Source organism: Pseudomonas sp. 58 R 3 (assembly GCF_900006605.1).
GTDB classification, from domain to species: Bacteria; Pseudomonadota; Gammaproteobacteria; order Pseudomonadales; family Pseudomonadaceae; genus Aquipseudomonas; species Aquipseudomonas salomonii.
The window spans coordinates 166825-187297 of record NZ_CVTT01000038.1 but is presented as its reverse complement, the minus strand read 5'-3'; the positions used below and the strand labels follow the sequence as shown (position 1 = coordinate 187297).

At 61.7% G+C, this 20473-nt stretch carries 16 protein-coding genes and 1 pseudogene; 4 read left to right on the top strand and 13 right to left on the bottom strand.

Features of this window, described 5'->3' with window-relative positions; translation table 11 throughout:
- Nucleotides 1-96 precede the first annotated feature (96 nt).
- The 5 genes from BFP92_RS06630 to BFP92_RS06610 form a co-directional block, all read right to left on the bottom strand.
- Complete coding sequence (locus tag BFP92_RS06630) at nt 97-579, bottom strand: CS1 type fimbrial major subunit (protein WP_065928873.1); 483 nt, start codon at nt 577-579, stop codon at nt 97-99.
- 5 nt (nt 580-584) lie between these two features.
- Complete coding sequence (locus tag BFP92_RS06625) at nt 585-1343, bottom strand: pilus assembly protein (RefSeq protein WP_065928872.1); 759 nt, start codon at nt 1341-1343, stop codon at nt 585-587.
- A gap of 58 nt (nt 1344-1401) precedes the next feature.
- A complete protein-coding gene (locus BFP92_RS06620) occupies nt 1402-2646 on the bottom strand; it encodes a hypothetical protein (RefSeq protein WP_065928871.1) in 1245 nt (414 codons plus the stop codon).
- Between the two features lie 18 nt (nt 2647-2664).
- Nucleotides 2665-5187, bottom strand: a complete 2523-nt coding sequence (locus tag BFP92_RS06615; RefSeq protein WP_065928870.1) for a TcfC E-set like domain-containing protein — start codon at nt 5185-5187, stop codon at nt 2665-2667.
- A 115-nt stretch (nt 5188-5302) separates the two neighbouring features.
- Nucleotides 5303-5800: a CS1 type fimbrial major subunit gene (locus BFP92_RS06610; protein ID WP_065912708.1), complete on the bottom strand. Its 498-nt coding sequence runs from the start codon at nt 5798-5800 to the stop codon at nt 5303-5305.
- 498 nt (nt 5801-6298) lie between these two features.
- Here BFP92_RS06610 and BFP92_RS06605 point away from each other — a divergent pair, with 498 nt between their 5' ends.
- Both BFP92_RS06605 and BFP92_RS06600 read left to right on the top strand, forming a co-directional pair.
- Complete coding sequence (locus BFP92_RS06605) at nt 6299-6808, top strand: PadR family transcriptional regulator (protein ID WP_065912706.1); 510 nt, start codon at nt 6299-6301, stop codon at nt 6806-6808.
- The gene (locus tag BFP92_RS06600; protein ID WP_065912703.1) at nt 6805-7572 is read left to right on the top strand and encodes a siderophore-interacting protein; all 768 of its coding nucleotides are present in this window, start codon (nt 6805-6807) and stop codon (nt 7570-7572) included. Before BFP92_RS06605 ends, BFP92_RS06600 begins: the two co-directional genes overlap by 4 nt.
- 57 nt (nt 7573-7629) lie before the next feature.
- On the opposite strand, the gene BFP92_RS06595 is transcribed toward BFP92_RS06600, so the two are convergent.
- Together BFP92_RS06595 and BFP92_RS06590 are read right to left on the bottom strand one after the other, a co-directional pair.
- Nucleotides 7630-8253 (bottom strand): Pr6Pr family membrane protein, encoded by a 624-nt coding sequence (locus BFP92_RS06595; RefSeq protein ID WP_065912702.1) that lies wholly within the window; start codon nt 8251-8253, stop codon nt 7630-7632.
- Nucleotides 8254-8257: 4 nt separating this feature from the next.
- The gene (locus BFP92_RS06590) at nt 8258-8491 is read right to left on the bottom strand and encodes a VF530 family protein (RefSeq protein WP_010212838.1); all 234 of its coding nucleotides are present in this window, start codon (nt 8489-8491) and stop codon (nt 8258-8260) included.
- 203 nt (nt 8492-8694) lie between these two features.
- On the opposite strand from BFP92_RS06590, the gene BFP92_RS06585 reads away from it, so the two are divergent.
- Nucleotides 8695-10713 (top strand): TonB-dependent receptor, encoded by a 2019-nt coding sequence (locus tag BFP92_RS06585; RefSeq protein WP_065912701.1) that lies wholly within the window; start codon nt 8695-8697, stop codon nt 10711-10713.
- 470 nt (nt 10714-11183) lie between these two features.
- On the top strand, nt 11184-13601 hold the full coding sequence (locus tag BFP92_RS06580) for a glucose/quinate/shikimate family membrane-bound PQQ-dependent dehydrogenase (RefSeq protein ID WP_065912699.1): 2418 nt from the start codon (nt 11184-11186) through the stop codon (nt 13599-13601).
- Nucleotides 13602-13772: 171 nt separating this feature from the next.
- Here the strand turns inward: BFP92_RS06580 and BFP92_RS06575 are convergent, their stop codons facing one another.
- The 6 genes and pseudogenes from BFP92_RS06575 to BFP92_RS06550 all read right to left on the bottom strand — a co-directional run bounded on the left by BFP92_RS06575 (nt 13773) and on the right by BFP92_RS06550 (nt 20473).
- On the bottom strand, nt 13773-16109 hold the full coding sequence (locus BFP92_RS06575) for a putative bifunctional diguanylate cyclase/phosphodiesterase (protein WP_065912697.1): 2337 nt from the start codon (nt 16107-16109) through the stop codon (nt 13773-13775).
- Between the two features lie 263 nt (nt 16110-16372).
- Nucleotides 16373-17548, bottom strand: a complete 1176-nt coding sequence (locus tag BFP92_RS06570) for an ABC transporter substrate-binding protein (RefSeq protein WP_056858869.1) — start codon at nt 17546-17548, stop codon at nt 16373-16375.
- Nucleotides 17545-18519, bottom strand: a complete 975-nt coding sequence (locus BFP92_RS06565) for a CobW family GTP-binding protein (protein WP_065912695.1) — start codon at nt 18517-18519, stop codon at nt 17545-17547. Before BFP92_RS06565 ends, BFP92_RS06570 begins: the two co-directional genes overlap by 4 nt.
- Complete coding sequence (locus BFP92_RS06560; protein ID WP_065912692.1) at nt 18516-18812, bottom strand: hypothetical protein; 297 nt, start codon at nt 18810-18812, stop codon at nt 18516-18518. Before BFP92_RS06560 ends, BFP92_RS06565 begins: the two co-directional genes overlap by 4 nt.
- A gap of 13 nt (nt 18813-18825) precedes the next feature.
- On the bottom strand, nt 18826-19575 hold the full coding sequence (locus BFP92_RS06555) for an SDR family NAD(P)-dependent oxidoreductase (RefSeq protein WP_065912691.1): 750 nt from the start codon (nt 19573-19575) through the stop codon (nt 18826-18828).
- 137 nt (nt 19576-19712) lie between these two features.
- Nucleotides 19713-20473: pseudogene (locus BFP92_RS06550) on the bottom strand (SDR family NAD(P)-dependent oxidoreductase).

The following is a 20473-nucleotide window of genomic DNA, read 5'->3' as shown; positions in this document are numbered from 1 at the left end:
CTTGCCAGCCGAGCTGTCGGCGCCGCAAACACTGAACACCGACCCCACCGCAGGCTGGAACAATGACACCGCCTTCGAGCTGAAACAGGCGTTCGATCAAGGCGCCGGGAAATCAAACAGCAGGTGCACCGTGCCGTAATACTCGCCGCCCTTGTAGCCGTCCTCCGGTTCAATGGCGGTTATTTCCAGCTCGGCGCGCCGCCCGGCACGTGCCTCATCGGCACTGAGTACCAGGGTTGAATCCAGGGTCAAGGGCACCCGATTGAACTGCACCTGCAAATCGATGCGGTTGCGGCCACTCAACAGGTAGGGCGTGTCGCCCAGGCGCGCCGCCACGCCGCCATTGATGTTTTTCACATCGAAATTCTTGCGCAGGCGGCCCAGCCGGGCCGTCGCCAGGTCCCAGGCCAGCACTTGGTCGTGGCCCATCCAATCGGGTTCGGAGGGCAGCACATAGGCTTCATGGATCGGGATGGTGACCGACACATCAAAGCTTTGGCGTTCCTGGAACGCCTGCGCGCGATCGCCCACCAGCAAGGGCGCCATCAGTACTGCCAGTACCGTCAGTTGCTTGAACATAGTCATCACCCGTTACTGTTGACCGTCATCGGTTTTTTGCTACGGCCCTCGATCATCTGGAAGCTGAATTGGCGTTCGGGCTTTTTCTCGAACACCAGTTGGCGACCGGGCAGGATGTGGTGCTTGGTGGTGGCTTCACAGTCGGTTTTTTTCGCCACTGCACAGTCGCGGAACTCATCAAGCACCACCACGCTGTTGCCCGCATTGCGCAGGGTGTATTGGCTGGCGGTCTCGTTGATCTGCGTGTCGAAGCGGGTGTCTTGCGGGCGCACGAAAAACACCGTGCCGTAGCCGGCCATGACGTTGACCCCGGCCGCCAGTGCGTCCTTGTACTCGGCACGTTCTTGATCGGTAACGGCAAAGTCATCTTCCTTTTCCGGCACCACCGGAATGAAACGCACGCGGAAATAGCGCTCGCGGTCGCGCTGGCCCATATACAGCAAGCGCGTGCCCTGGCGCCCGCCGGCCGGCACGATCAGGCGTGCGGGGCTGGCCATCAGGCCGTCGCGGTTGGTGGTGCTGCCTTTGGCGTCGGTCATCGACGCAACGGGCACTTCCCTGGAGGTGCCGTCAGCGTTGTAGACGATCTCCAACACGTTGACCTTGATGAAGGCGGTGCTGGTGCCGCCGTTGTACACGCGCTTGAGGTAGGAACTGCGATCGCCTTCGAGGTAGTCGTAGACCACGCCGACATTGATTGCCGGCCCCGCATAAACCGCCAACGACACCAGCCACAGCCCCATCGATAACACTGCATGTTTCATGTTTGATTACGCCTTGATAATTGAACGTCGCCCACTGTTCATGAGCGGCGGATGCCACCTAGACTTCCGAATCCCAGATCACCGTGACCAGGCCCGAATAAGTGCTGCCCGGCTGCTCGAGCATGCTTTTCACATCCTCTCGCTCGACCTCAAAATGCAGGGTGCCGGGGCGGTTGTTCACGTAGTGCTGGGCCTGGAACAGCTCGGTACCCGAGCCGTCCAGCCGCAGAGGCAACTTGTTTACCGCCTGGCCGTATTGGTCGTTCAAACCAAAGGGCAGGCTGACGGCCACCTGCAACGGCACTTCATCCCCCGCGCCATTGCGCAAGCCGCAGGTGTTGCCAATCGCCAAACCACATTCGAGCTTCATCTTGAAACGCCCGCTGGCGAAGATGTTGAAGGTCTGGTCGCGGAACAAACGTGAAGGCTGGCGCCCACGATTGAGCCAGGCCTGCCAGCCGCCTTCGGGCAATAGCTCAACACGGTTGCCGCCGGGTGGAAGGGTCACCGTGAGGATGTGTTCGACTTGCAAGGTGAAGTTGAAGGTGGCGATGTTGTCATCGGGGATCATGATGTCGCCGAAATCGAAGTCAGCCCCCGGCCCCATGGTGTAACTCAGGGTGCCTCGGTACTCGCCGGCCGTCATGGTCAGCGGGTTGGGGGTTTTGAGCTCGTAGCCATATTCCAGGTGGTGGTATTTCATGAAGGGTATGTGCATACCCGCCGTCACACTGCACGCCCCGGCGTTTTCGGGCACGATCCAGAAAAACAGGGCAAACGTGTTCCCCGCCGCGAGGTAGTTGATCGGCTGACACGGTGGTGCTCCGTTCCTCCAGGGTGTTGCCCAGTCCTGCCCCGGCTTGCCCCAGGCCGAAACGCCCGGTGGGTAGGCCACCTGCCAATTGGCGCCGATACCCGCGATACGCATCTGGACTGTCGCCTGTTCCCCGGTTTCTGTGTGGGTCACGGGCACATCTCGCCAGCTCGAAGGCATCTTGAAATAAGCGCCCTGGCGCGGGTTATCGGGGTTCGCCGGGACCGGCCCGTTCGACGCGGCCTGGAAGTTGTTGTTACGAATACTGAAGATATTCAGCGCTTCGCACTTGGCCGGCACATGCCACGGGCACAAGCCACTTTGCGGCGTAGTGTTCTTGAACTTGTTGCTCATCGGGTTTGTAGGGTCGGGGCGAAACACTGCCGTGATCTCCTCGACGAAGGCGTGCGCCGACAGGCTCATGCCGCCCAGCGCCAGTGCCAATGCACACAGCCCCAAGCCTTTTACAGTTGCGTTAATCAAGGTCATACAATCCTGTCCATGCCATCAACCAGCGGTTTGGGGGGTGTGGGCCGCTTCTGCGAGCGTGTCCTTGGTGCAGCGCAAATCGCCGATCATCAGCACATCGCTTTCGCTTGGCGCATTGGCCGGGTCCAGACGGAACTGGCAGAGCAACTGGTTCTGGTAGCGCACTTGCAACGTCGGTGAGCTGGCGCTCATTTCCATCGAGAAGAACCCGTCCACTTCGCTGACCCCGCGGCTGGCGTGGTTGATCACGTGATGGCCCCTAAGCGGCGCGCCGTGTTCGTCCAGCAAGCGGCCGAGCACACTGACGGTTTTCATCACGGTGATTTTTTGGTAGTCGACGCCGCCCTTGTTCAGGTGATAACTGGCGCGGGCCGGTTGAATACTCGCCGCAGGCGGGTGATTGCCTTCGAAGTCGAAGCTCACGCTGCTGCTCTTGTAAGCCGAGACCGGCACGTAGTTGCGCCCCGGCCGCAGGAGCGCTCCGCCGCCGCCGAGGTCATCGGCGCGCAGGGCGATTTCGTCGAGGTCGGTTTCCACGTCGATGATCATGCCCGCACCGTTGCCCTGATATTGGCTGCTCAGCAGCATCTGGCCGGCGCCGGCAACGAAGGTGCTGTTGAGGTTCAAGCCGCCGCTCAGGTCGCCATTGAACGAGCTGCGTTGCACGAAGCCGTCACCGCTGACTGCGTCCGTGTTGAAGTTGGCCATGCCCGACAGGCCGACGCCATAGGTGTCGGTGATCGCCGTGGCCGAGACGCTTTGCAGCAAATGATCGGTGAGGTCCTGACGCAAAGTCACCGAAGCGTTGTTGTCGCGCCCGCCATCCCGGGCAGTACGGGTGCCGATGCTGCCGGAGATCTGTCGGCCTTCGGTGCCCAGGTTGACGCTGACGCTCACGTCTACGCCGCGGTTGCGGGCGTCGTTGGTACCGGCGCTGCCAGGCCGGTCGAACACCGAGAAGCGCCAGTTGGCGTCACTGCCGAACAGGTTGTCGTGACGGCTCCAACCCAGGTCGATGCCGGTACCCTCCACATTGCCTTCACTGTGGGACAGGCGCATGTTCAGGGTGTTTTTCGCATCCAGCCGGTGGTTGACCGACAACGCCGTGTTGCTGGCCTCGCCGACGAAGGTGTTACGCCGCAGGCGTGTGCCGTCAGGCAGGGTCTCGTAGGTGTCGCGGGTATCCAGCCAGCTGCGGTTATGGCTGAACACCAGGTTGGTCGCCCCCAAGGTATACAGCCCTTGCAGGTCCATGCCGGTCCCGTGTTCCTGGGTCTGGTAGAGGTTGGCGTACACGCTGGTGTTGTTGGCCACCGTCCAGTCCGCCGAGCCGCCATATTGGAGTTGTTCGCGGACCTGACGGGCCGACAGGCCGAGAATCACCCGAGGGTGCACCAGGTAGTTGAGCGACGCACCGGCGGTCATCGCGCCGGAGGCTTGTTCGTCCCAGTTACTGAACAACCGGGTTTCGCGCCCGGCGAACACGTTATAGCGCCAGCGGTCTTCGGCGTTGCGCCAGTTGCTGGGTTTGTAGACCAGCTCCTGGGTGGTGCTGGTGGTGAGGCCGTCTTCCACCAGGCGCACTTCTACTTCATAAATACCGCCGGGCAAGGGCCGGGTGTCGAGGGTTTGCAGGCCGGCGGAAACCGCCTGGGTATTGATCAACAGGCCGTTGCGGTAAATCTCCACCGCTGCCTGGCGGTTGGCGGTGACATAGATCGGGTACACGCTGGGCTTGGCGTTATTGATGGCCAGGCTGTCGGAGCTGCCATACATCAGGCCCAACGCGGTGTCGGGGCTGGCGCCGAAGCTGCGCAACTGGCGGGTCAGGCCATCGGAATTGGGGGTGAAGTGGCCCAGGCGGAAAAACTGCCCTTCGAGTTCACGCTGGGTGTACAGCTCGTGGATCGCATGGCGCATGGGCTCGTCATCGCCGCTCTGGCGCGCCAACTGCAGGTTGAACACCTGGCTCCAATTGCCCAGGCTGGAGCTGGCTTGCAAGCCATAACGTCCGCCGAGGCTGTCCGCCTGGCCGCCGTTGAGGTTGAGCTGGTTGTTGATGATCAACCCAAGGCTGCCACCTTCAGGCTGCTCATAAAAACGCGGGATGCCACTGCTCAGTTCAACGTCTTGCGTGAGGATCGACAGCTGGGAGCTTTCCAGGTTGTAGTGGGCCGAGAGCATTTTTTCGGGGCAGGACTGGGTGCAAGCGCCCAACGCCACGCCTTTTTCCAGCAGCGCTTGCCAGGTGTCTCGGGTGGCGGCCGGGACTTTACTGTCAGCGGTGTCGGTAAATTCAAGCAAGGTGACACGATCATCGCGAGACAAAACAATCAGCGCCTCGCCCAGCAATTGCTGGTCAAGGTCCACGCGCACCGCCAACGGCACGTCGAAAAAGTGATCGGTAAACCCAGCAGGCAGCCCTTGCGCCTGGGTAATCAGGCTGCCGGGGGTGGAAGCGCCGGAAAAGGCAGGCGCAGCCAGGGCACTCGTACACATCGACAGCGCAAGCGCAGCCGCGATAGGCGTCATCGGGAACATGAACGGAACACTCTGAATGCCAAAAAACGGGGAAGGAAAACCAGGCCGGCAGACCGAGGAGGGAAATCAGCCGACCTGAAAACAAACGCCCGGGGTTATCGGGTATTTTTTGGCATCAAAGCGTTGGCAATACTGCGTCGAATACCACCGGCATTACGGCGGTGTAGGAACCACGCTGGGTCGCCGAAGGCTTGGCCGCGCTGATGCGCATCACGGCGCCGATACCTGGGGTGGAGTCGGCCTCGTTGACCACTTCCTGCGGTGCGCCGGTGAGCGTCACGCCATTGAGGGTGGTGGTCAGCGGGATGTTCTGCGCAGCATCACCGTTGAACAGTACGGCCGGGCCGCCTTCGATGTAGGCGTGGACCGAGCCGTTGGTGTTCTTGATGTCGTAGATGGCACTCAGGGGCGCCAGCTCACCGCTGACCAGGTTGTAGCTCATGGTTTCGTCACGGCCCCAGTTCGGGTCACGCGGCTGGGCGTGGAACACGGTGGTCGGGATGTTTGCCTTGAGGTTGACGGTATGGCTGGCTTCCCCGGCAGCAAAAGCTGCAACCGAGGAAGACAGCGCCAGAACAGCCAGGGGAACGGCAACAGCAAACTTCTTGAACATGGCATTTACCTGTAGTTAGCAACATTGATTGATTCATTGCCGAGCAAATACTCGACAACGAATAGCGCGCAGTAAGCGGGTTGAGCCAACAACGCCAAACAATGATCAACTTAACTAAACAACCGGTATGCAGGCTGCTTCGCCTAGCTTCGTAGCCACAGGAAACAGGGGTCGCGGGAAAAAGATGGCATTTTGCCAAAACTTTAAAAGTTACCGTAGGAGAAGGACTACGTGATTAAAAATCCAACTATGGAATGGGCCGTAAGAATCAGGCTACACGAAGTTATACTGCCGGAAAATTAAGGCGTACACGGCAAAACCGAGTAGTTAACCTAATTAAAGTTATAACTCTAAACTTATGAATCGTCTATACAACCTATCCGATTTTGGGCAGCCACCTCTTCACACACGGACCAGGGGCGACCGTTGGTCGCCGCGTGCTTTCGCCGCCCCAAGATATATCTTAAGTTATATCTAAATGTGAAAGAGGATAGAAAAATGCGACACGAGCATCGCAGCGAATTTGAAAAACGCGGTGGCCGCGGCCCTCGGGTATTTGCCCCTGGCGACCTGAAGCTGCTGCTACCGGCCTTGATCGCCGAACAGCCCTGCCATGGCTATGACCTGATCCGCCAGATCGAAAGCCTGTTCGACGGCGCCTACAGCCCCAGCCCCGGTGTGATCTACCCCACGCTGACCTTTCTGGAAGAAAGCGAGTTGATCAGCGGCGACGCCGAGAGTGGAAAAAAACGTTACACAATCACCGACGCCGGTCGTCTCTTCTTAAGCGAGCAAGCCGTTGCCCTGGAAGGCGTGCGCATGCGCATTGATGTCAGCAAGCGCTCGCTGCGTGGCCATGACCGCCCACCGGAAATCCACGAAGCGGTGCATAACCTGCGCCACGCCTTGCATTCGCACCACGGGCGCTGGAGCCCGGAAGAAATCGTTCGTGTCGCGGCGCTGCTCAACGGCACCGCCCAAGCCATCGCCGACGGGAAAGACCAATGAATACTCAAGCTATCCATCGCGTTACCCACGAAATCAAACGCCGCCGCCTCGAAGTACTGCGGGTGGTCGACATCACCCCACGCATGCGTCGCGTCACCTTGGGCGGGCCGGAACTGGCAGGTTTTATCAGCCTGGGCAGTGACGACCACATCAAGCTGCTGTTCCCGCAAAACGCCGCCGAGCAGGCCGCGCTGGAAAGCCCGACGTTCAACATCAAGGGCGACGGCCCGCAACCGGCCATGCGCGACTACACGCCACGGCGCTACGACCTGAGCATTGGCGAACTGGATATCGACTTCGTGCTGCACGGTGATGGCCCTGCCTCGACCTGGGCCGATCAGGTGCAGGTCGGCCAGCACCTGTACATCGGTGGGCCGCGTGGCTCGATGATCGTGCCGGACATCTTCGACAGCTACTTGCTGATCGGTGATGAAACCGCGATCCCGGCCATCGCCCGTCGCCTGGAAGAATTACCGGCCGGGCGCAAGGTGTTGGCGGTGATTGAAATCGCCAATAGCGCCGAACAGCAGCCACTGAACAGCGCCGCCGATGTAGAGGTGATTTGGGTGGTGCGCGGCCAGGACGACCTGCTTGAGACTGTGCGCAGCCTGAGCCTGCCGGGCGGTTCACTGTTCAGCTTTGTCGCGACGGAAACCAAGCTGTCGCGCCAGGTGCGCCGCGTGTTGCTGGACACGCACCAGGTCAATGAGGAGTTCCTCAAGGCCGTGGGTTACTGGCGTGCCGAGGGCAGCGAAGAAGAGTAATGCCCTCAAGCCCACTGAAGATCCAATGTGGGAGCTGGCAAGCCAGCTCCCACATTTTTACGCTGCCCGTTTAAGAACTTTGTCCAACCCCACCACCGCCGACGCAATCCCAACAAACCCCGCCAAAATCCCCCCGGCATTCACAAACACCTGTGGATAACCGAGGCTGTCCACATCGATGAACGGGTACTGATACTGCCCCAGCAAATGCCCGCGCAGCAGCGCATACGCGAAGTACACCAGTGGGTAGATCACCCACCCGCCAATGTGCTTGAAACGCAACGTGCCCTTGGGCACACAGCGCCACCAATAGATCACAAACAGCACCGGCATCACGTCGTGCAGCAATTCGTCGGCGATAAATTGAAAGCCGGTGGGGCTCCACAAATGCCGCAGCAACAGGTTGTAGGCCAGGCTCACGACCACGATGCTCGCGGCAATACCGCCAGTGACAGCGGGTGCCAGGAAGAAGCGCTTTGCCGCCGACTCGCGATTGACCAGCGCATAGCTCAACACCACGACCACCAGGGTGTTGGTCAGCACCGTGAAGAAACTGAAAAAGTTGATCAGCCCGCCCAACAGGCTCGCGCCGGCCTCCCAGCGTGAATAGAAAATCAGGTATTGCTGAATCGCCAGCCCTGTCCAGCCGGCCAGCGCCGCCGTGGCCACGTACCGCTTCATGGCCTCAATCCAGCGGACGTTTGGTACGCATCAGCTTGACGTACAAGCCTTCGACCTTCTCCCGCGCCCACGGTGTTTTGCGCAGGAAGGTCAGGCTCGACTTGATGCTGGGGTCGCTCTTGAAACAGCGCACATCGATGCGTTCGGCCAGACCACTCCATTCGTAGTGCTCCACCAACGTGGTGAGCACGTGCTGCAGGGTCACGCCGTGAAGTGGGTCGTTGCTTGTCGCGGTCATGCCAGGCCTTTTGCAAAATGAGGAAACACAGCCGCGCACCTTAGCCGACAGGGCGTAGCGGTGGAAGCACTGCATTGAATATAGCCCCTGGGAAAAAGTTCCCCTTTTCAGGCAAAAAAGAGATGTTATATTGTAACGATACTTATCAAAGCCGATACCGTTTTAAGCCTTCTCTTTTCTGTGCCTTTACCAAGGAATGTTTGATGTCCCTCTCCTCTCTGTGGCGCTTGACCCCGCTTGCCGCCGCCCTGTTGATCGGCTCCGAAGCCCACGCCCTGGAACTGCAACCCCAAGTCATTACCGGCAACCCCCTGGGCGGCGCACAACTCGCCTCGCCCACCACGGTGCTCGAGGGCGACGACCTGACCCTGCAACAAAAAGGCAGCCTCGGCGAAACCCTGAACAAGCAGCCTGGCGTGTCGTCGTCGTACTTCGGCCCAGGCGCCAGCCGCCCGATCATTCGTGGCCAGGATGGCGACCGTATTCGCGTGCTGCGCAACGGCGTGGGCGCGCTGGATGCCTCGTCGCTGTCCTATGACCACGCCGTGCCACTGGACCCGATCAACGTCGACCGCATCGAAATCGTACGTGGCCCGGCGGCGCTGTTGTACGGCGGCAGCGCCATCGGCGGCGTGGTCAACACCTTCGACAACCGCATTCCCACCGAAGCCATCGAAGGCATCCACGGCGCCGGTGAACTGCGTTACGGCGGCGCCGACACCACCCGCAGCAGCGCGGGCAAACTGGAAGCCGGCAACGGCACCTTCGCCTTGCACCTGGACGCAAATGCGCGGGAATTCAACGACCTCAAAATCCCCGGCCAGGCCCGCAGCCGCCATGCCCCCGAGACCGAAGACGGCCCCGGCAAAAATGGCCGGCTGGGCAACAGCGACGGGCGCCAGGATGGCGGCGCGGTCGGCGGTTCCTACACCTGGGACGACGGTTATGCCGGGCTGTCTTACAGCAACTACGACAGCAACTACGGCTCACCCGCTGAACAAGACGTACGCATCCGCATGAAGCAGGATCACTACGCCTTTGCGTCCGAGATCCGCAACCTGCAAGGCCCGTTTACCTCGGTGAAACTCGACGCGGGCTACACCGATTACGAGCACCGTGAAATCGAAGGCGGCGAAACCGGCACGACCTTCAAGAACAAGGGCTATGAAGCCCGCGTCGAAGCGCGCCACCAGCCGCTCGGCCCGTTTGATGGCGTGGTCGGCGCCCAAGTGACGCGCAATGAGTTCTCGGCCCTGGGCGAAGAAGCCTTTGTGCCGCAGACCGACACCAACGCCGGCGCGCTGTTTATCCTCGAAGAAATGCAGGCCACCGAGCGCCTCAAGCTCAGCCTTGGCGGGCGTGTGGAGCATACCAATGTCGACCCGAACGCCAAGGGCAATGCGCGCTTTGCCGGCGCCGATAAATCCACTGACTTTACCGCCGGCAGCCTGTCGTCCGGCGCGGTGTACAGCCTTACGCCGGTGTGGTCACTGGCCGCGACACTGGGCTACACCGAGCGCGCGCCAACCTTCTACGAGCTGTATGCCAACGGTGCCCATGTCGCCACCGGCACTTACGAGTTGGGTGATGCCAACCTCAAGAAAGAAAAAGCCGTGTCCAGCGACCTGGCACTGCGCTTTGACAATGGCACGCACAAGGGCAGTTTCGGCGTGTTCTATAGCCGCTTCTCCAACTACATCGGCTTGCTGGGCACAGGCCGCACGCTGAACGATGAAGGTGAAGAAGACGCGGGCGGTATCCCGCAATACAAATACTCCGGCGTGCGTGCACGTTTCGCCGGCTTTGAAGCCCAGGATCACTGGAAACTCGGCGAAGGCGCCTACGGCAAGTTCGCCCTGGAGCTGTCGGGCGATTACACCCGCGCCACCAACCTGGACACTGGCGAAGCCTTGCCACGTATTGCGCCGCTGCGCTTGAACAGCGGCTTGCTGTGGGAGCTGGACCGCTGGCAGGCGCGGATCGACGTGGAACACGCGGCGGGCCAAGGGCGTGTGCCGGATAACGAAAGCGGCACCGACGGCTACACCACCTTGGGCGCCAGCGCCGGTTACCACTTCAATGTGGGCGGCAGCCAGTGGCTGGCATTCGTCAATGGCGAAAACCTCACCAACCAGACCGTGCGTTATGCCAGTTCGATCCTGCGCGATATCGCCCCGGCACCGGGCAGAAGCGTGCAATTCGGCGTGCGCACCACCTTCTAAACAGCAGCGCAAATCCCGTGTGGCAGCCGGCTCCTGTGGGAGCCGGGCTTGCCCGCGATAGCAGCACCGCGGTTTTCCAGTGGTACTGCGGTGATGCTATCGCAGGCAAGCCAGCTCCCACACAAGCTTGGCTTTACAGGCATTCCTGCAGCGACGTTCTGTCACTGTTACCAGATCTGAAATGATGCATCTCTCTAATTACGCTTTCTCAAAACGAGAAGGCGCTTTATCCTTGCCGCAACAAACTGAAACGTTTCACGCCTGCGGTCGATCCCATCTTGTCGAATTTCCCCTGCCTTAAAGACAGCGCTGTCTTAAACCGACCCGCGCGTGGGATTCAATCGCCCGCCTGTGGATAACCGACTTATCCCCAGAAAAACTCAAATTAACGCTGAACCAAGCCCGCGCCGAATCGTCATCTACAGTGAAGCACGGGGTTACATAATTCCAACGTAACGGAGAAACACACTATGAGCACTGATGGTGCCTCAAGCCCAAGCCGCCTGCTGCCCAGGCTGCTAGGCGTCTTGCTGCTGATCATGGGGCTGGCCTTGCTGGCTGGCGGCGTCAAGCTGAGCATGCTCGGCGGGTCGCTGTACTACCTGCTGGCCGGTATCGGAATCGCGCTGACCGGCCTTCTGCTGCTGGCTACCCGCCGCGCAGCACTGGGCCTGTACGCGCTGGTGCTGTTTGCCAGTACCGTGTGGGCACTGTGGGAAGTCGGCCTGGATTGGTGGCAATTGGTGCCGCGCCTGGCCCTGCTGTTCGCCTTGGGCATCGTCATGCTGCTGCCGTGGTTTCGCCGTCCGTTGCTGCGCGGCCAACCCGCGCCGCTGGGCACGGGCGCGCTGAGCGTAGCCGTGGTGCTGGCGGGCGCTGCCGCCCTGGCCAGCCAGTTCACCAACCCCGGTGAGATGGTCAAGACCGGCCAACTGGAGCGCGACGCCGCGCCAGGCATGGCCAGCGCTGCACCGACACAGGCCGATGGCGACTGGAATTCCTATGGCCGCTCGGCCTTCGGTGATCGTTACTCGCCACTGGCGCAGATCACCCCGGAAAACGCCCACAAGTTGGTGCCGGCGTGGACCTTCCGTACCGGTGACATCCCAGGCCCAGGCGATCCCGGTGAAACCACCGCAGAAAACACCCCGCTGAAAGTCAACGGCATGCTCTATGTGTGCACGCCGCACAGCCAGGTGATTGCCCTGGACCCGGACACCGGCAAGGAAATCTGGCGTTTCGACCCGAAGATCAGCAGCCAGGGTGCCGCGAACTTCAAAGGTTGGGCGCACATGACCTGCCGTGGCGTGTCGTATCACGATGACGCCGTCTACGCTTCCGAACAAAGCCCGACCGGCAGCGCCAGCGCTGCCCCTGTCAGCGCCGTCTGCCCGAAACGCATTTTCGTACCGACTGCCGACACCCGTCTGATCGCCCTGAACGCCGACACCGGCAAGATGTGCGAAGACTTCGGTGATAAAGGCCAGGTCGACCTGCGTGCCAACATCGGCAGCTTCGCCCCCGGCGGTTACTACTCCACTTCGCCACCGGCCGTGACCAAGAACCTGGTCGTGATCGGCGGTCACGTGACCGACAACGTCTCCACCGACGAGCCTAGCGGCGTGATCCGTGCGTTCGACGTGCACACCGGCAAACTGGTGTGGAACTGGGACAGCGGCAACCCGGACGACACCACCCCGTTGGCCGAGGGCAAGACTTACACCCGCAACTCGCCGAACATGTGGTCCATGTTCAGCGTCGATGAAAAACTCGGCATGCTCTACCTGCCGATGGGCAACCAGATGCCTGACCAATACGGCGGCGACCGTACCGAAGATTCGGAAAAATACAGCGCCGGCCTGACCGCTCTGGACATCGACAGCGGCCACGTGAAGTGGACCTTCCAGTTCACTCACCATGACCTGTGGGACATGGACGTGGGCGGCCAGCCTTCGCTGATCGACATCAAGACCGCTGACGGCGTCAAGCAAGCAGTCATGGCCTCGACCAAGCAAGGCAGCATCTACGTGCTGGACCGCAGCAACGGCAAGCCGGTGGTGCCGATCAACGAAATCCCTGTACCGCAAGGCGCAGTGGCCGGTGATCACACCTCGCCGACCCAGCCGAAGTCCGACCTCAACTTCATGCCGCCGCCGTTGAAAGAACGCGACATGTGGGGCGTAACGCCGTTTGACCAGATGCTGTGCCGTATCGATTTCAAATCCATGCGCTACGACGGCCCATTCACCCCGCCATCGCTGCAAGGCTCGATCGTTTACCCGGGCAACTTCGGCGTGTTCGACTGGGGCGGTATCTCGGTTGATCCGGTGCGTCAGATTGCTTTCGTGAACCCGAGCTACATGGCGTTCAAATCGAAACTGATCCCGGCCGCCGAGATTGCCAAGCAAGGCCCGCGCGTCAGCGAAACCGAAGGCGTGCAGCCGAACAAAGGTGCGCCGTACGGCGTGATCCTCGAAGCACTGCTGTCGCCTTTGGGCCTGCCGTGCCAGGCACCGGCATGGGGTTATGTGGCGGCGGTCGATCTGACCAATCATCAGACCCTCTGGATGCACAAGAACGGCACCGTGCGTGATAGCTCGCCGGTTCCGATCCCGCTGACCATGGGCGTGCCTAGCCTGGGCGGTACATTCACCACCGCCGGCGGCGTCGCGTTCCTCAGCGGCACCCTCGACCAGTACCTGCGTGCCTATGACGTTAAAAACGGCAAGCAACTGTGGGAAGGCCGCCTGCCAGCAGGCGCGCAGACCACACCGATGACCTACACCGGCAAGGACGGCAAGCAATACGTGCTGGTCATGGCCGGCGGTCACGGCTCGCTGGGCACCAAGCAGGGTGACTATGTGATGGCGTTCAAACTGCCGGATTAAGCTGAACCGGCGGTAAAACAAAGGCGGCTACCTTCACGGGTAGCCGCCTTTTTTGTGCCCTGTGAGGCGCCAATGTGGGAGCTGGCTTGCCTGCGAATGAGGTCTTTGAGTTAGTGCATCAGGTGACTGATACACCGCTATCGCAGGCAAGCCAGCTCCCACAGGAATGCCTCATAGCACCACCCGCTCGCGGCGCATCCACCTCTCAAACGCCATGGCATTCAACGGCCGACTGATCAGGTACCCCTGCGCCGTGTCGCACTTCCACTGCCTGAGCAACTTCAGACTGGGCTCGAATTCCACCCCTTCAGCCACCACCCTGAGCCCCAGGTTGTGGCTCATTTCGATGGTCGAACGCACGATCACGCCGTCGCCACTGGCGCTGTCGAGGTTGCGGATAAACGACTGGTCGATCTTCAATTCCTGCACCGGCAAACGCTGCAATTGCGCCAGCGATGAATAGCCAGTGCCGAAGTCATCCACCGACAGGCTGATGCCGCAGCCACGCAGTTGTTCCAGCACACTGAGGGCCTGTTGCGGGTTATGCATGATCGCGCTTTCGGTGATCTCGAAGATCAACTGCTCAGCCGCCACGTCGTATTGCATCAACAAGGCCGTGACGCGAACGGCCAAGTCATCATCGGCCAGGTCGTCCACCGAAATATTCACCGACAGCTGAATGGGCAAACCGCGCTGCGACCACTCGGCCATTTGCCGGATGGCTTCCTCGATCGCCCACAAGGTCAGGCTGCCCATGCTGCCGGTGCGCTCGGCCAGTGGGATAAATTCGGTGGGCGAGACCTGGCCCAGGGTCGGGTGCTGCCAGCGCAACAAGGCTTCAGCCTGGCGCACATGGCCGTGTTTGAGGTCGAGCTTGGGCTGGTAACACAGGAACAATTCGCCCTCGACCACCGCCCGGCGCAGGTCGCGGATCAGGGTGATCTGGCGCTGGTGTGCAAGGTCGCGGTCTTGCTGGTAGATCTGCAAATGCCCCGGCAGGCTCGCCGCATCATGCCGGGCAATGGCCGCACGGCTGATCAACTCTTCGACCTGCTGGCCGTCGGCGGGGTACGCGGCAATGCCGATGCTGACTTCATGGCGCACCTCGTCATTGCCGATGCGCTGTGGCTCAGTGAGCAGCCCGTAAAGGCGGTCGGCGCGGGCCACGGCGCGGTCGATTTCGGTGTTTTCCAGCAACAGCAAAAACTCACTGCCGGCGATGCGCGCCGCAGTGTCGCTGGCCAACAGGCTCATGGACAGGCAGCGGCTGGCCTCACGCAGCATCGCTTCGACGCCCTGAGGGCCGAACCCTTCGTTGATCACCCGGTAGTTTTCGATCCCCAGGTACAGCAACACCACCGGCCGCCGCGCACTGATCGCACTGCCCAGGCGCTCCATGGCCAGGGCGCGGTTGGGCAAGCCGGTGAGCGGATCATGCAGGGCGTTATGCGCCAATTGCCGTTCGCGCACAGCGATGCCGCTTTGCATGGCGTTGAAGGCGCGGGCCAGCAAGCCGAATTCATCGTGGCTGCGCACCCGCACCGGCGTGCGGTAGTCACCGGCACCAATGCGTTCAGCGGCTTCCACCAGGGCAGTGAGCGGGCGCGACACACGTCGCGCCAAAACCAATGCGGCCACCAGCGACACCAACAGCACCGCCAGGGCGATGCCGAGGAACTGCCGGTCCAGCGGCGCAAAGGATTCCAGCGCATGGTCCAGCGGGCTTTGCAGCAACACGCGCACTTGATCGCCATCGCCGGTGTTGGCCAGCGGCAGCACCTGGCTCAGTACACGCTGCCCGTGGAACCCATTGATCTGCGCCTCGGGGTTGGGGTGGGCGTCGCGCATCAGGCTGATGACGGTGTCTTGATAGGCCTCAGGCTGAGTGCTGAACAACTGGCCGACGCGGCCGTCCTGCTCACTGAGGAACGACACTTCAAGGTTGCTCATGGAGCGCAGTTCATTGGCGAACAGCTTGTCCATGGGCAAGCCCATGACCACACGGGCGATAGGCTGCGGGTCGAGCACTTGGTCCTGCACCAGTAAATAGGGCTGGCCGTCCATGGCGACGATGAGCATTTGCTGGCCACTGCGCCGCGCATGACGCAGGGCCTGTGCATAAGGAAACACCGCGCCCTGCACCAACACCGGCAAGGTGCTGACCATCACCTTGCCATCCAGGCCAAGCACAAACACCTCGGTGGAGTGGATCCCGGTGCCATGCCGGCGCAACGCCGCCAGAATCGAATCGGCCTTGGCGTCGATCACCGCTTGTTTGAAAGGACCGTCCACGGTCAGCCAGTCCAACCCGTATTGCAGGCGGCGCCCGCGCAGGTCCAACAGGCGTTCAAAGACTTGGATGCCCGTGCTGAGCTGAACCTGGGCCTGGTTTTCCACGGCGCGGGTGGTGGCAACCTTGACCGCAAAGTAAGTGGCCGCCACCACCACCAGCAACAACAGCGCCAGCACCCCGGCGATACGGGTCTGGAACGTGTGGCGCCACCGCATGGCCGACCCCTGCGGCTGCGTTCGCCTCTCTGTGCCGCTGGGTCCCTTGGTCATACGCATCCCTGGCGAAGCTGATCTGACGTCAAAAAAACATCCATTTAAATTGAATAGTTGTTTTAAGCAGATTAGCTGGGACTTGGGATAAGTACACCCAATTGGGACGGGGACTTTAACGCCATTTTATTGGCGGAACAGGCGCGTCAAGCGTGGGACGCGGAGCGTCCGAGGCTGCATTCCCACGCGGAGCGTGGGAACGATCCGGCTTAAACGCTGCGGGCGCGCATAAAGTCGCCCCAGCGGCGCACCAGGTAGTTGTGCTCATCCATCACCGAGTTCCACACCGCGATATGCCCCATGCGTTGCTCGTAGGAGCCGCCATCACGCACCTCACCGATGTCGATCAACGGCAACCCGTCACTGCCAAGCAACTCCTCGCGGGCCGGCAGGCCGGCGTACCAGTAATCCCACTCGGCACTGCTCAAATGGTCGCGGGTGCGCGCCGGGTTGCCGATGTAGTAACCCTGGCGGGCCATCATCGCGCCCGGCCAGCCGGACAACCACCAATTGAGATAGGCATACGCCGCATCCAGCACCGGGCCCTGGGCATGACGCGACAACGACAAGCCGCCAAACCAGGCGCGATAGCCTTCACGCGGCACCGCCAAGCGGTACTTCACACCCGCACGGTGCAGGCGCATCAAGGTCGGCGACCACAGGCTCTGGATATCGATGCTCGGGCTGAGCATCAACTGCGCGGCTTCTTCATCATCGGACCAGAACGCGGCGAAGTGCCCTTCCTTCTGCTTGCGCACCAGGATGTCGGCCAGCACATCGATCTCTTCGATGCTCATGTTGCCGATGTCCTTGAACCGCGCCAGCCCCGCGCCCTGCACGGCCAACGCTGCATCCAGCGCGCCAATCGCCGCGTCACTTTGCAACGCGGTACGCGCGCGCCAGGCCGGGTCGAGCAGCCAGCCCCAGCTTTCATTGCCGTGGCTGAAGCCGTCGGGCAAACGCTCGGGACGGTAGGCAAAACTGTCGGCATTGTGGGTCAGCGGCAGCATGCTGATGCGCTCGGTCACTGTGCTGCCGAGGCTGCCGTCGTGCTGCACGAACAGGCGCTCACTGGGCACGCTGCCGCTGCCCAGGCGGTCGCTGGCCGACAGCCGGCCGCGCTTGGGCAGGTCGTTGATCTCATGCCACAACGCAATACGCCGTGTGTCGATGGGCTGGATCGCCCGCGCCGGCCACACGAAGTCGACGTTGTGGAACCACTGGTCGTACAGGTCGTAACTTTCGGGTTGCATCACCGCAATGCGCTGGGCCTGCGCTACATCGTGTACCTGGTACACCAGGCGGATGCCCAGCTCCTGTTCGGCGCGCACGCGCAGGCATTCCAGCAAGGTCACGGACGTACCAAGGACACGCAATGTGATCATGCCGCAAACCGCCGTGAGAACACCTCAAACGAGCGTCGCAACAGCGCCGGGTCGAGGCCACGCAGGATAAACACCAGGCGTGACTGGCGATCGGTGCCAGGCCATGCAGGCAAATGCACCGGAGCATGCAGGCAATGCTGCACGCCATGAATGACGATAGGGGCGGAGCTGGCGTTCACGTTGAGCAGTCCTTTGACGCGAAGGATTCGTTCGCCGTGGCATCTTAACAGCATCGACAACCACACCCCGAAGCCCACCCAATCCAGCGGCTGCTCGAACGTCAGGCAGCATACCTGGGCAGCACCGTGGCTCGCTGTGGTGGTGCGATGCAGCTGCCAGCGGCTGACTTCAGCCGCGGGTTCGGCGCTGCGCAAACCTTCGCCGAGCAGCAACTGGTCGCCGCTGTGGATCTCATGAGTATTGAGGATTGGGGTGCCAGCGTTAAGCGCCTGTAAATGCGTGCGCAGTGAATCGCTGTCGCCAGCCAGATCAGTCTTGCTCAGCAATAGCCTGTCTGCCGCCGCCACCTGGGCCAACCACTCAGGGTGCAGGCGCTCCTGCAGTTCGGCGTGGCTGGCATCGACCAAGGTGATCACCAGGCCAATGTGAAAACGCCCACGCAGTTGCACGTCGTTGTTTAATGTCGCGAGGATCGGCGCCGGGTCGGCCAGCCCGGTGGTTTCCAGGATCACGCGTTTGAACGCCGGGATCTCGCCGCGCTCACGGCGTTGCAACAGGCCGAGCAGCGCGTCTTTCAACTCGCCGCGAATCGAGCAGCACACGCAGCCGCTGGGCAGCAGCACGGTGTCTGGCGCGACCTCTTCCACCAACAGATGGTCGATGCCGATATCGCCGAATTCATTGATCAACAGCGCGGTATCACCGAGGCTTTCGCCTTGCAGCAACCGCTTGAGCAGCGTGGTTTTGCCACTGCCGAGGAAGCCGGTGATGACATTAAGGGCAATGCTCATGACGACTCCAGATGATCGAGTACACGCGGGTCAAGCGGGTCCAACGGGCGCCCGAGCATCCTCTCCGCCGCCTGCCAGAGTTGATCCAGGCCACTCGCCAATGCCTGCTTGCCGGTAGCGCCCAACAACAGATAGGACGCGCCCTGGAAGTCTTCGACCTTGAGCCGGAACACCGCCAGCACCTGATTGATCGCCGCAATGCGGCGCAGGCGCTCGCGGCGTCTGGGCAGTTCATCGCCCAAGGGGTCGCTCCAGTGCAGGTCTTCACCGAGCAAGCCGCAGAGTCCGCACATGTTTACACCTCACTCATGGCATGACATCGCCGGAGTTCGGGCCAAGGGTCTGACCGACAAACAGGTTGCCGCCCGGCTCGCTGGCCAGCAGCACGGCGGTCGGCGCCACCTCATCGGCCAGGCCGAAGCGGCCCAGGGGCAACTCGGCGGCTTTGGCGCGCTTCCAGTCTTGGCTGATGCCGCCCACCAACGGCGTCTCGATCGGGCCGGGTGCGATGGCGTTGACCAGCACGTTGTCCTTGGCCACTTCCAGCGCCAGGGATTTGGTGAAACCGATCACTCCGGCCTTGGCCGCGGCATAGTGGGTCAACTCGGCGCCGCCCTTGATGCCCAGTTGCGAGGCCACATTAATGATGCGGCCCCAGCGCTGCGCGACCATGTGCGGCAGGGCGCGCTGACTGGCGACAAACACACTGGTGAGGTCGACGCGCAGCATGTCGTTCCACATTTCGATGGAGAGGTCGACGCAGCGTGCCTGGGTGAGCATGCCGGCATTGTTGACCAGAATGTCGATACCGCCGAAGTGCTCGACGCAGCGGTCGACACTGGCCTGGGCGCCTTCGACGCTGCCCACATCGGCCAGGCACTCGACCACCTCGGCGCCAAGGTTGCGGCAGGTGATCGCGGTTTCGGCGAGGCTGGCGGCGTTACGGTCGGCCAGCAGCAAGCGTGCGCCCTCGGCGGCGTACGCACGGGCGATGGCGGCACCGATGCCGCTGCCGGCGCCAGTGATTACGGCGCGACGGTTAATGAGTTGGGACATACAAGTCTCCTTGGACAAACACAGTTCCAATGTGGGAGCGGGCTTGCTCGCGAATACGGTGGGTCAGTAACAAATGCATCGACTGACACGGCGCATTCGCGAGCAAGCCCGCTCCCACATTTTTAAATCGTATCCAGTCAGTCGGGCCAGCGCACGGTTAAACCACCGTCGATAACGATGCTTTGGCCAGTCAAATAACTCGACGCCTCACTGGTCAAAAACTGCACCAGCGACGCCACCTCATCCGCCCGCCCTACCCGCCCCAACGGAATCGCCCGCGCGGCCTTGGCCAGGCCTTCCGGCCCCAAGGAGTTCTTCGCATCCAGCGACTGCGGCGTCTCGATCAACCCCGGAATCACCGCATTGCAACGAATCCCCAGCGCCGCCAACTCCACCGCCAGCGAACGGCACAACCCCGGCACACCCGCCTTCGCCGCCGCGTAATGGCTGTGTTCCTGCCAGCCATACACACCGCCGGCAATCGATGAAATCGCCACCAGCGCGCCGCCCTCTTTCATGTGCCGGCTTGCCGCGCGAAAGGTGCGCATCACCCCCGTGAGGTCGACATTGAGCATCTCGTCCCACAGTTCATCGGTCATCTCCAGCAATGGCGCACGGCGCAGCAAGCCGGCGTTGGCCACGGCGTAATCGAGACGGCCGAAGTGCTGCACGGCGGCCTCGGCCAGGGCGTCTACCGAGGCGCTATTGCCCACGTCCAGCGGCAACATCAGGCATTCACCGCGGGCTTCTTTTACCAGGGCCACGGTGGTATGCGGGTCATGGGGATCGGCGGGGAAANCCCGCCGACCACCGCCACGCCGCTGCGCGCATACGCCACGGCGAGGGCTTGGCCGATGCCGCTGGCGGCACCGGTAATCAAGGCAACTTTACGGCTCAT

Excerpts from the sequence above, each read along its gene's own strand:
- BFP92_RS06630 (WP_065928873.1), bottom strand. The coding sequence starts at position 579 with ATGTTCAAGCAACTGACGGTACTGGCAGTACTGATGGCGCCCTTGCTG.
- BFP92_RS06625 (WP_065928872.1), bottom strand. The coding sequence starts at position 1,343 with ATGAAACATGCAGTGTTATCGATGGGGCTGTGGCTGGTGTCGTTGGCG.
- BFP92_RS06620 (WP_065928871.1), bottom strand. The coding sequence starts at position 2,646 with ATGACCTTGATTAACGCAACTGTAAAAGGCTTGGGGCTGTGTGCATTG.
- BFP92_RS06615 (WP_065928870.1), bottom strand. The coding sequence starts at position 5,187 with ATGTTCCCGATGACGCCTATCGCGGCTGCGCTTGCGCTGTCGATGTGT.
- BFP92_RS06610 (WP_065912708.1), bottom strand. The coding sequence starts at position 5,800 with ATGTTCAAGAAGTTTGCTGTTGCCGTTCCCCTGGCTGTTCTGGCGCTG.
- BFP92_RS06605 (WP_065912706.1), top strand. The coding sequence starts at position 6,299 with ATGCGACACGAGCATCGCAGCGAATTTGAAAAACGCGGTGGCCGCGGC.
- BFP92_RS06600 (WP_065912703.1), top strand. The coding sequence starts at position 6,805 with ATGAATACTCAAGCTATCCATCGCGTTACCCACGAAATCAAACGCCGC.
- BFP92_RS06595 (WP_065912702.1), bottom strand. The coding sequence starts at position 8,253 with ATGAAGCGGTACGTGGCCACGGCGGCGCTGGCCGGCTGGACAGGGCTG.
- BFP92_RS06590 (WP_010212838.1), bottom strand. The coding sequence starts at position 8,491 with ATGACCGCGACAAGCAACGACCCACTTCACGGCGTGACCCTGCAGCAC.
- BFP92_RS06585 (WP_065912701.1), top strand. The coding sequence starts at position 8,695 with ATGTCCCTCTCCTCTCTGTGGCGCTTGACCCCGCTTGCCGCCGCCCTG.
- BFP92_RS06580 (WP_065912699.1), top strand. The coding sequence starts at position 11,184 with ATGAGCACTGATGGTGCCTCAAGCCCAAGCCGCCTGCTGCCCAGGCTG.
- BFP92_RS06575 (WP_065912697.1), bottom strand. The coding sequence starts at position 16,109 with ATGCGGTGGCGCCACACGTTCCAGACCCGTATCGCCGGGGTGCTGGCG.
- BFP92_RS06570 (WP_056858869.1), bottom strand. The coding sequence starts at position 17,548 with ATGATCACATTGCGTGTCCTTGGTACGTCCGTGACCTTGCTGGAATGC.
- BFP92_RS06565 (WP_065912695.1), bottom strand. The coding sequence starts at position 18,519 with ATGAGCATTGCCCTTAATGTCATCACCGGCTTCCTCGGCAGTGGCAAA.
- BFP92_RS06560 (WP_065912692.1), bottom strand. The coding sequence starts at position 18,812 with ATGTGCGGACTCTGCGGCTTGCTCGGTGAAGACCTGCACTGGAGCGAC.
- BFP92_RS06555 (WP_065912691.1), bottom strand. The coding sequence starts at position 19,575 with ATGTCCCAACTCATTAACCGTCGCGCCGTAATCACTGGCGCCGGCAGC.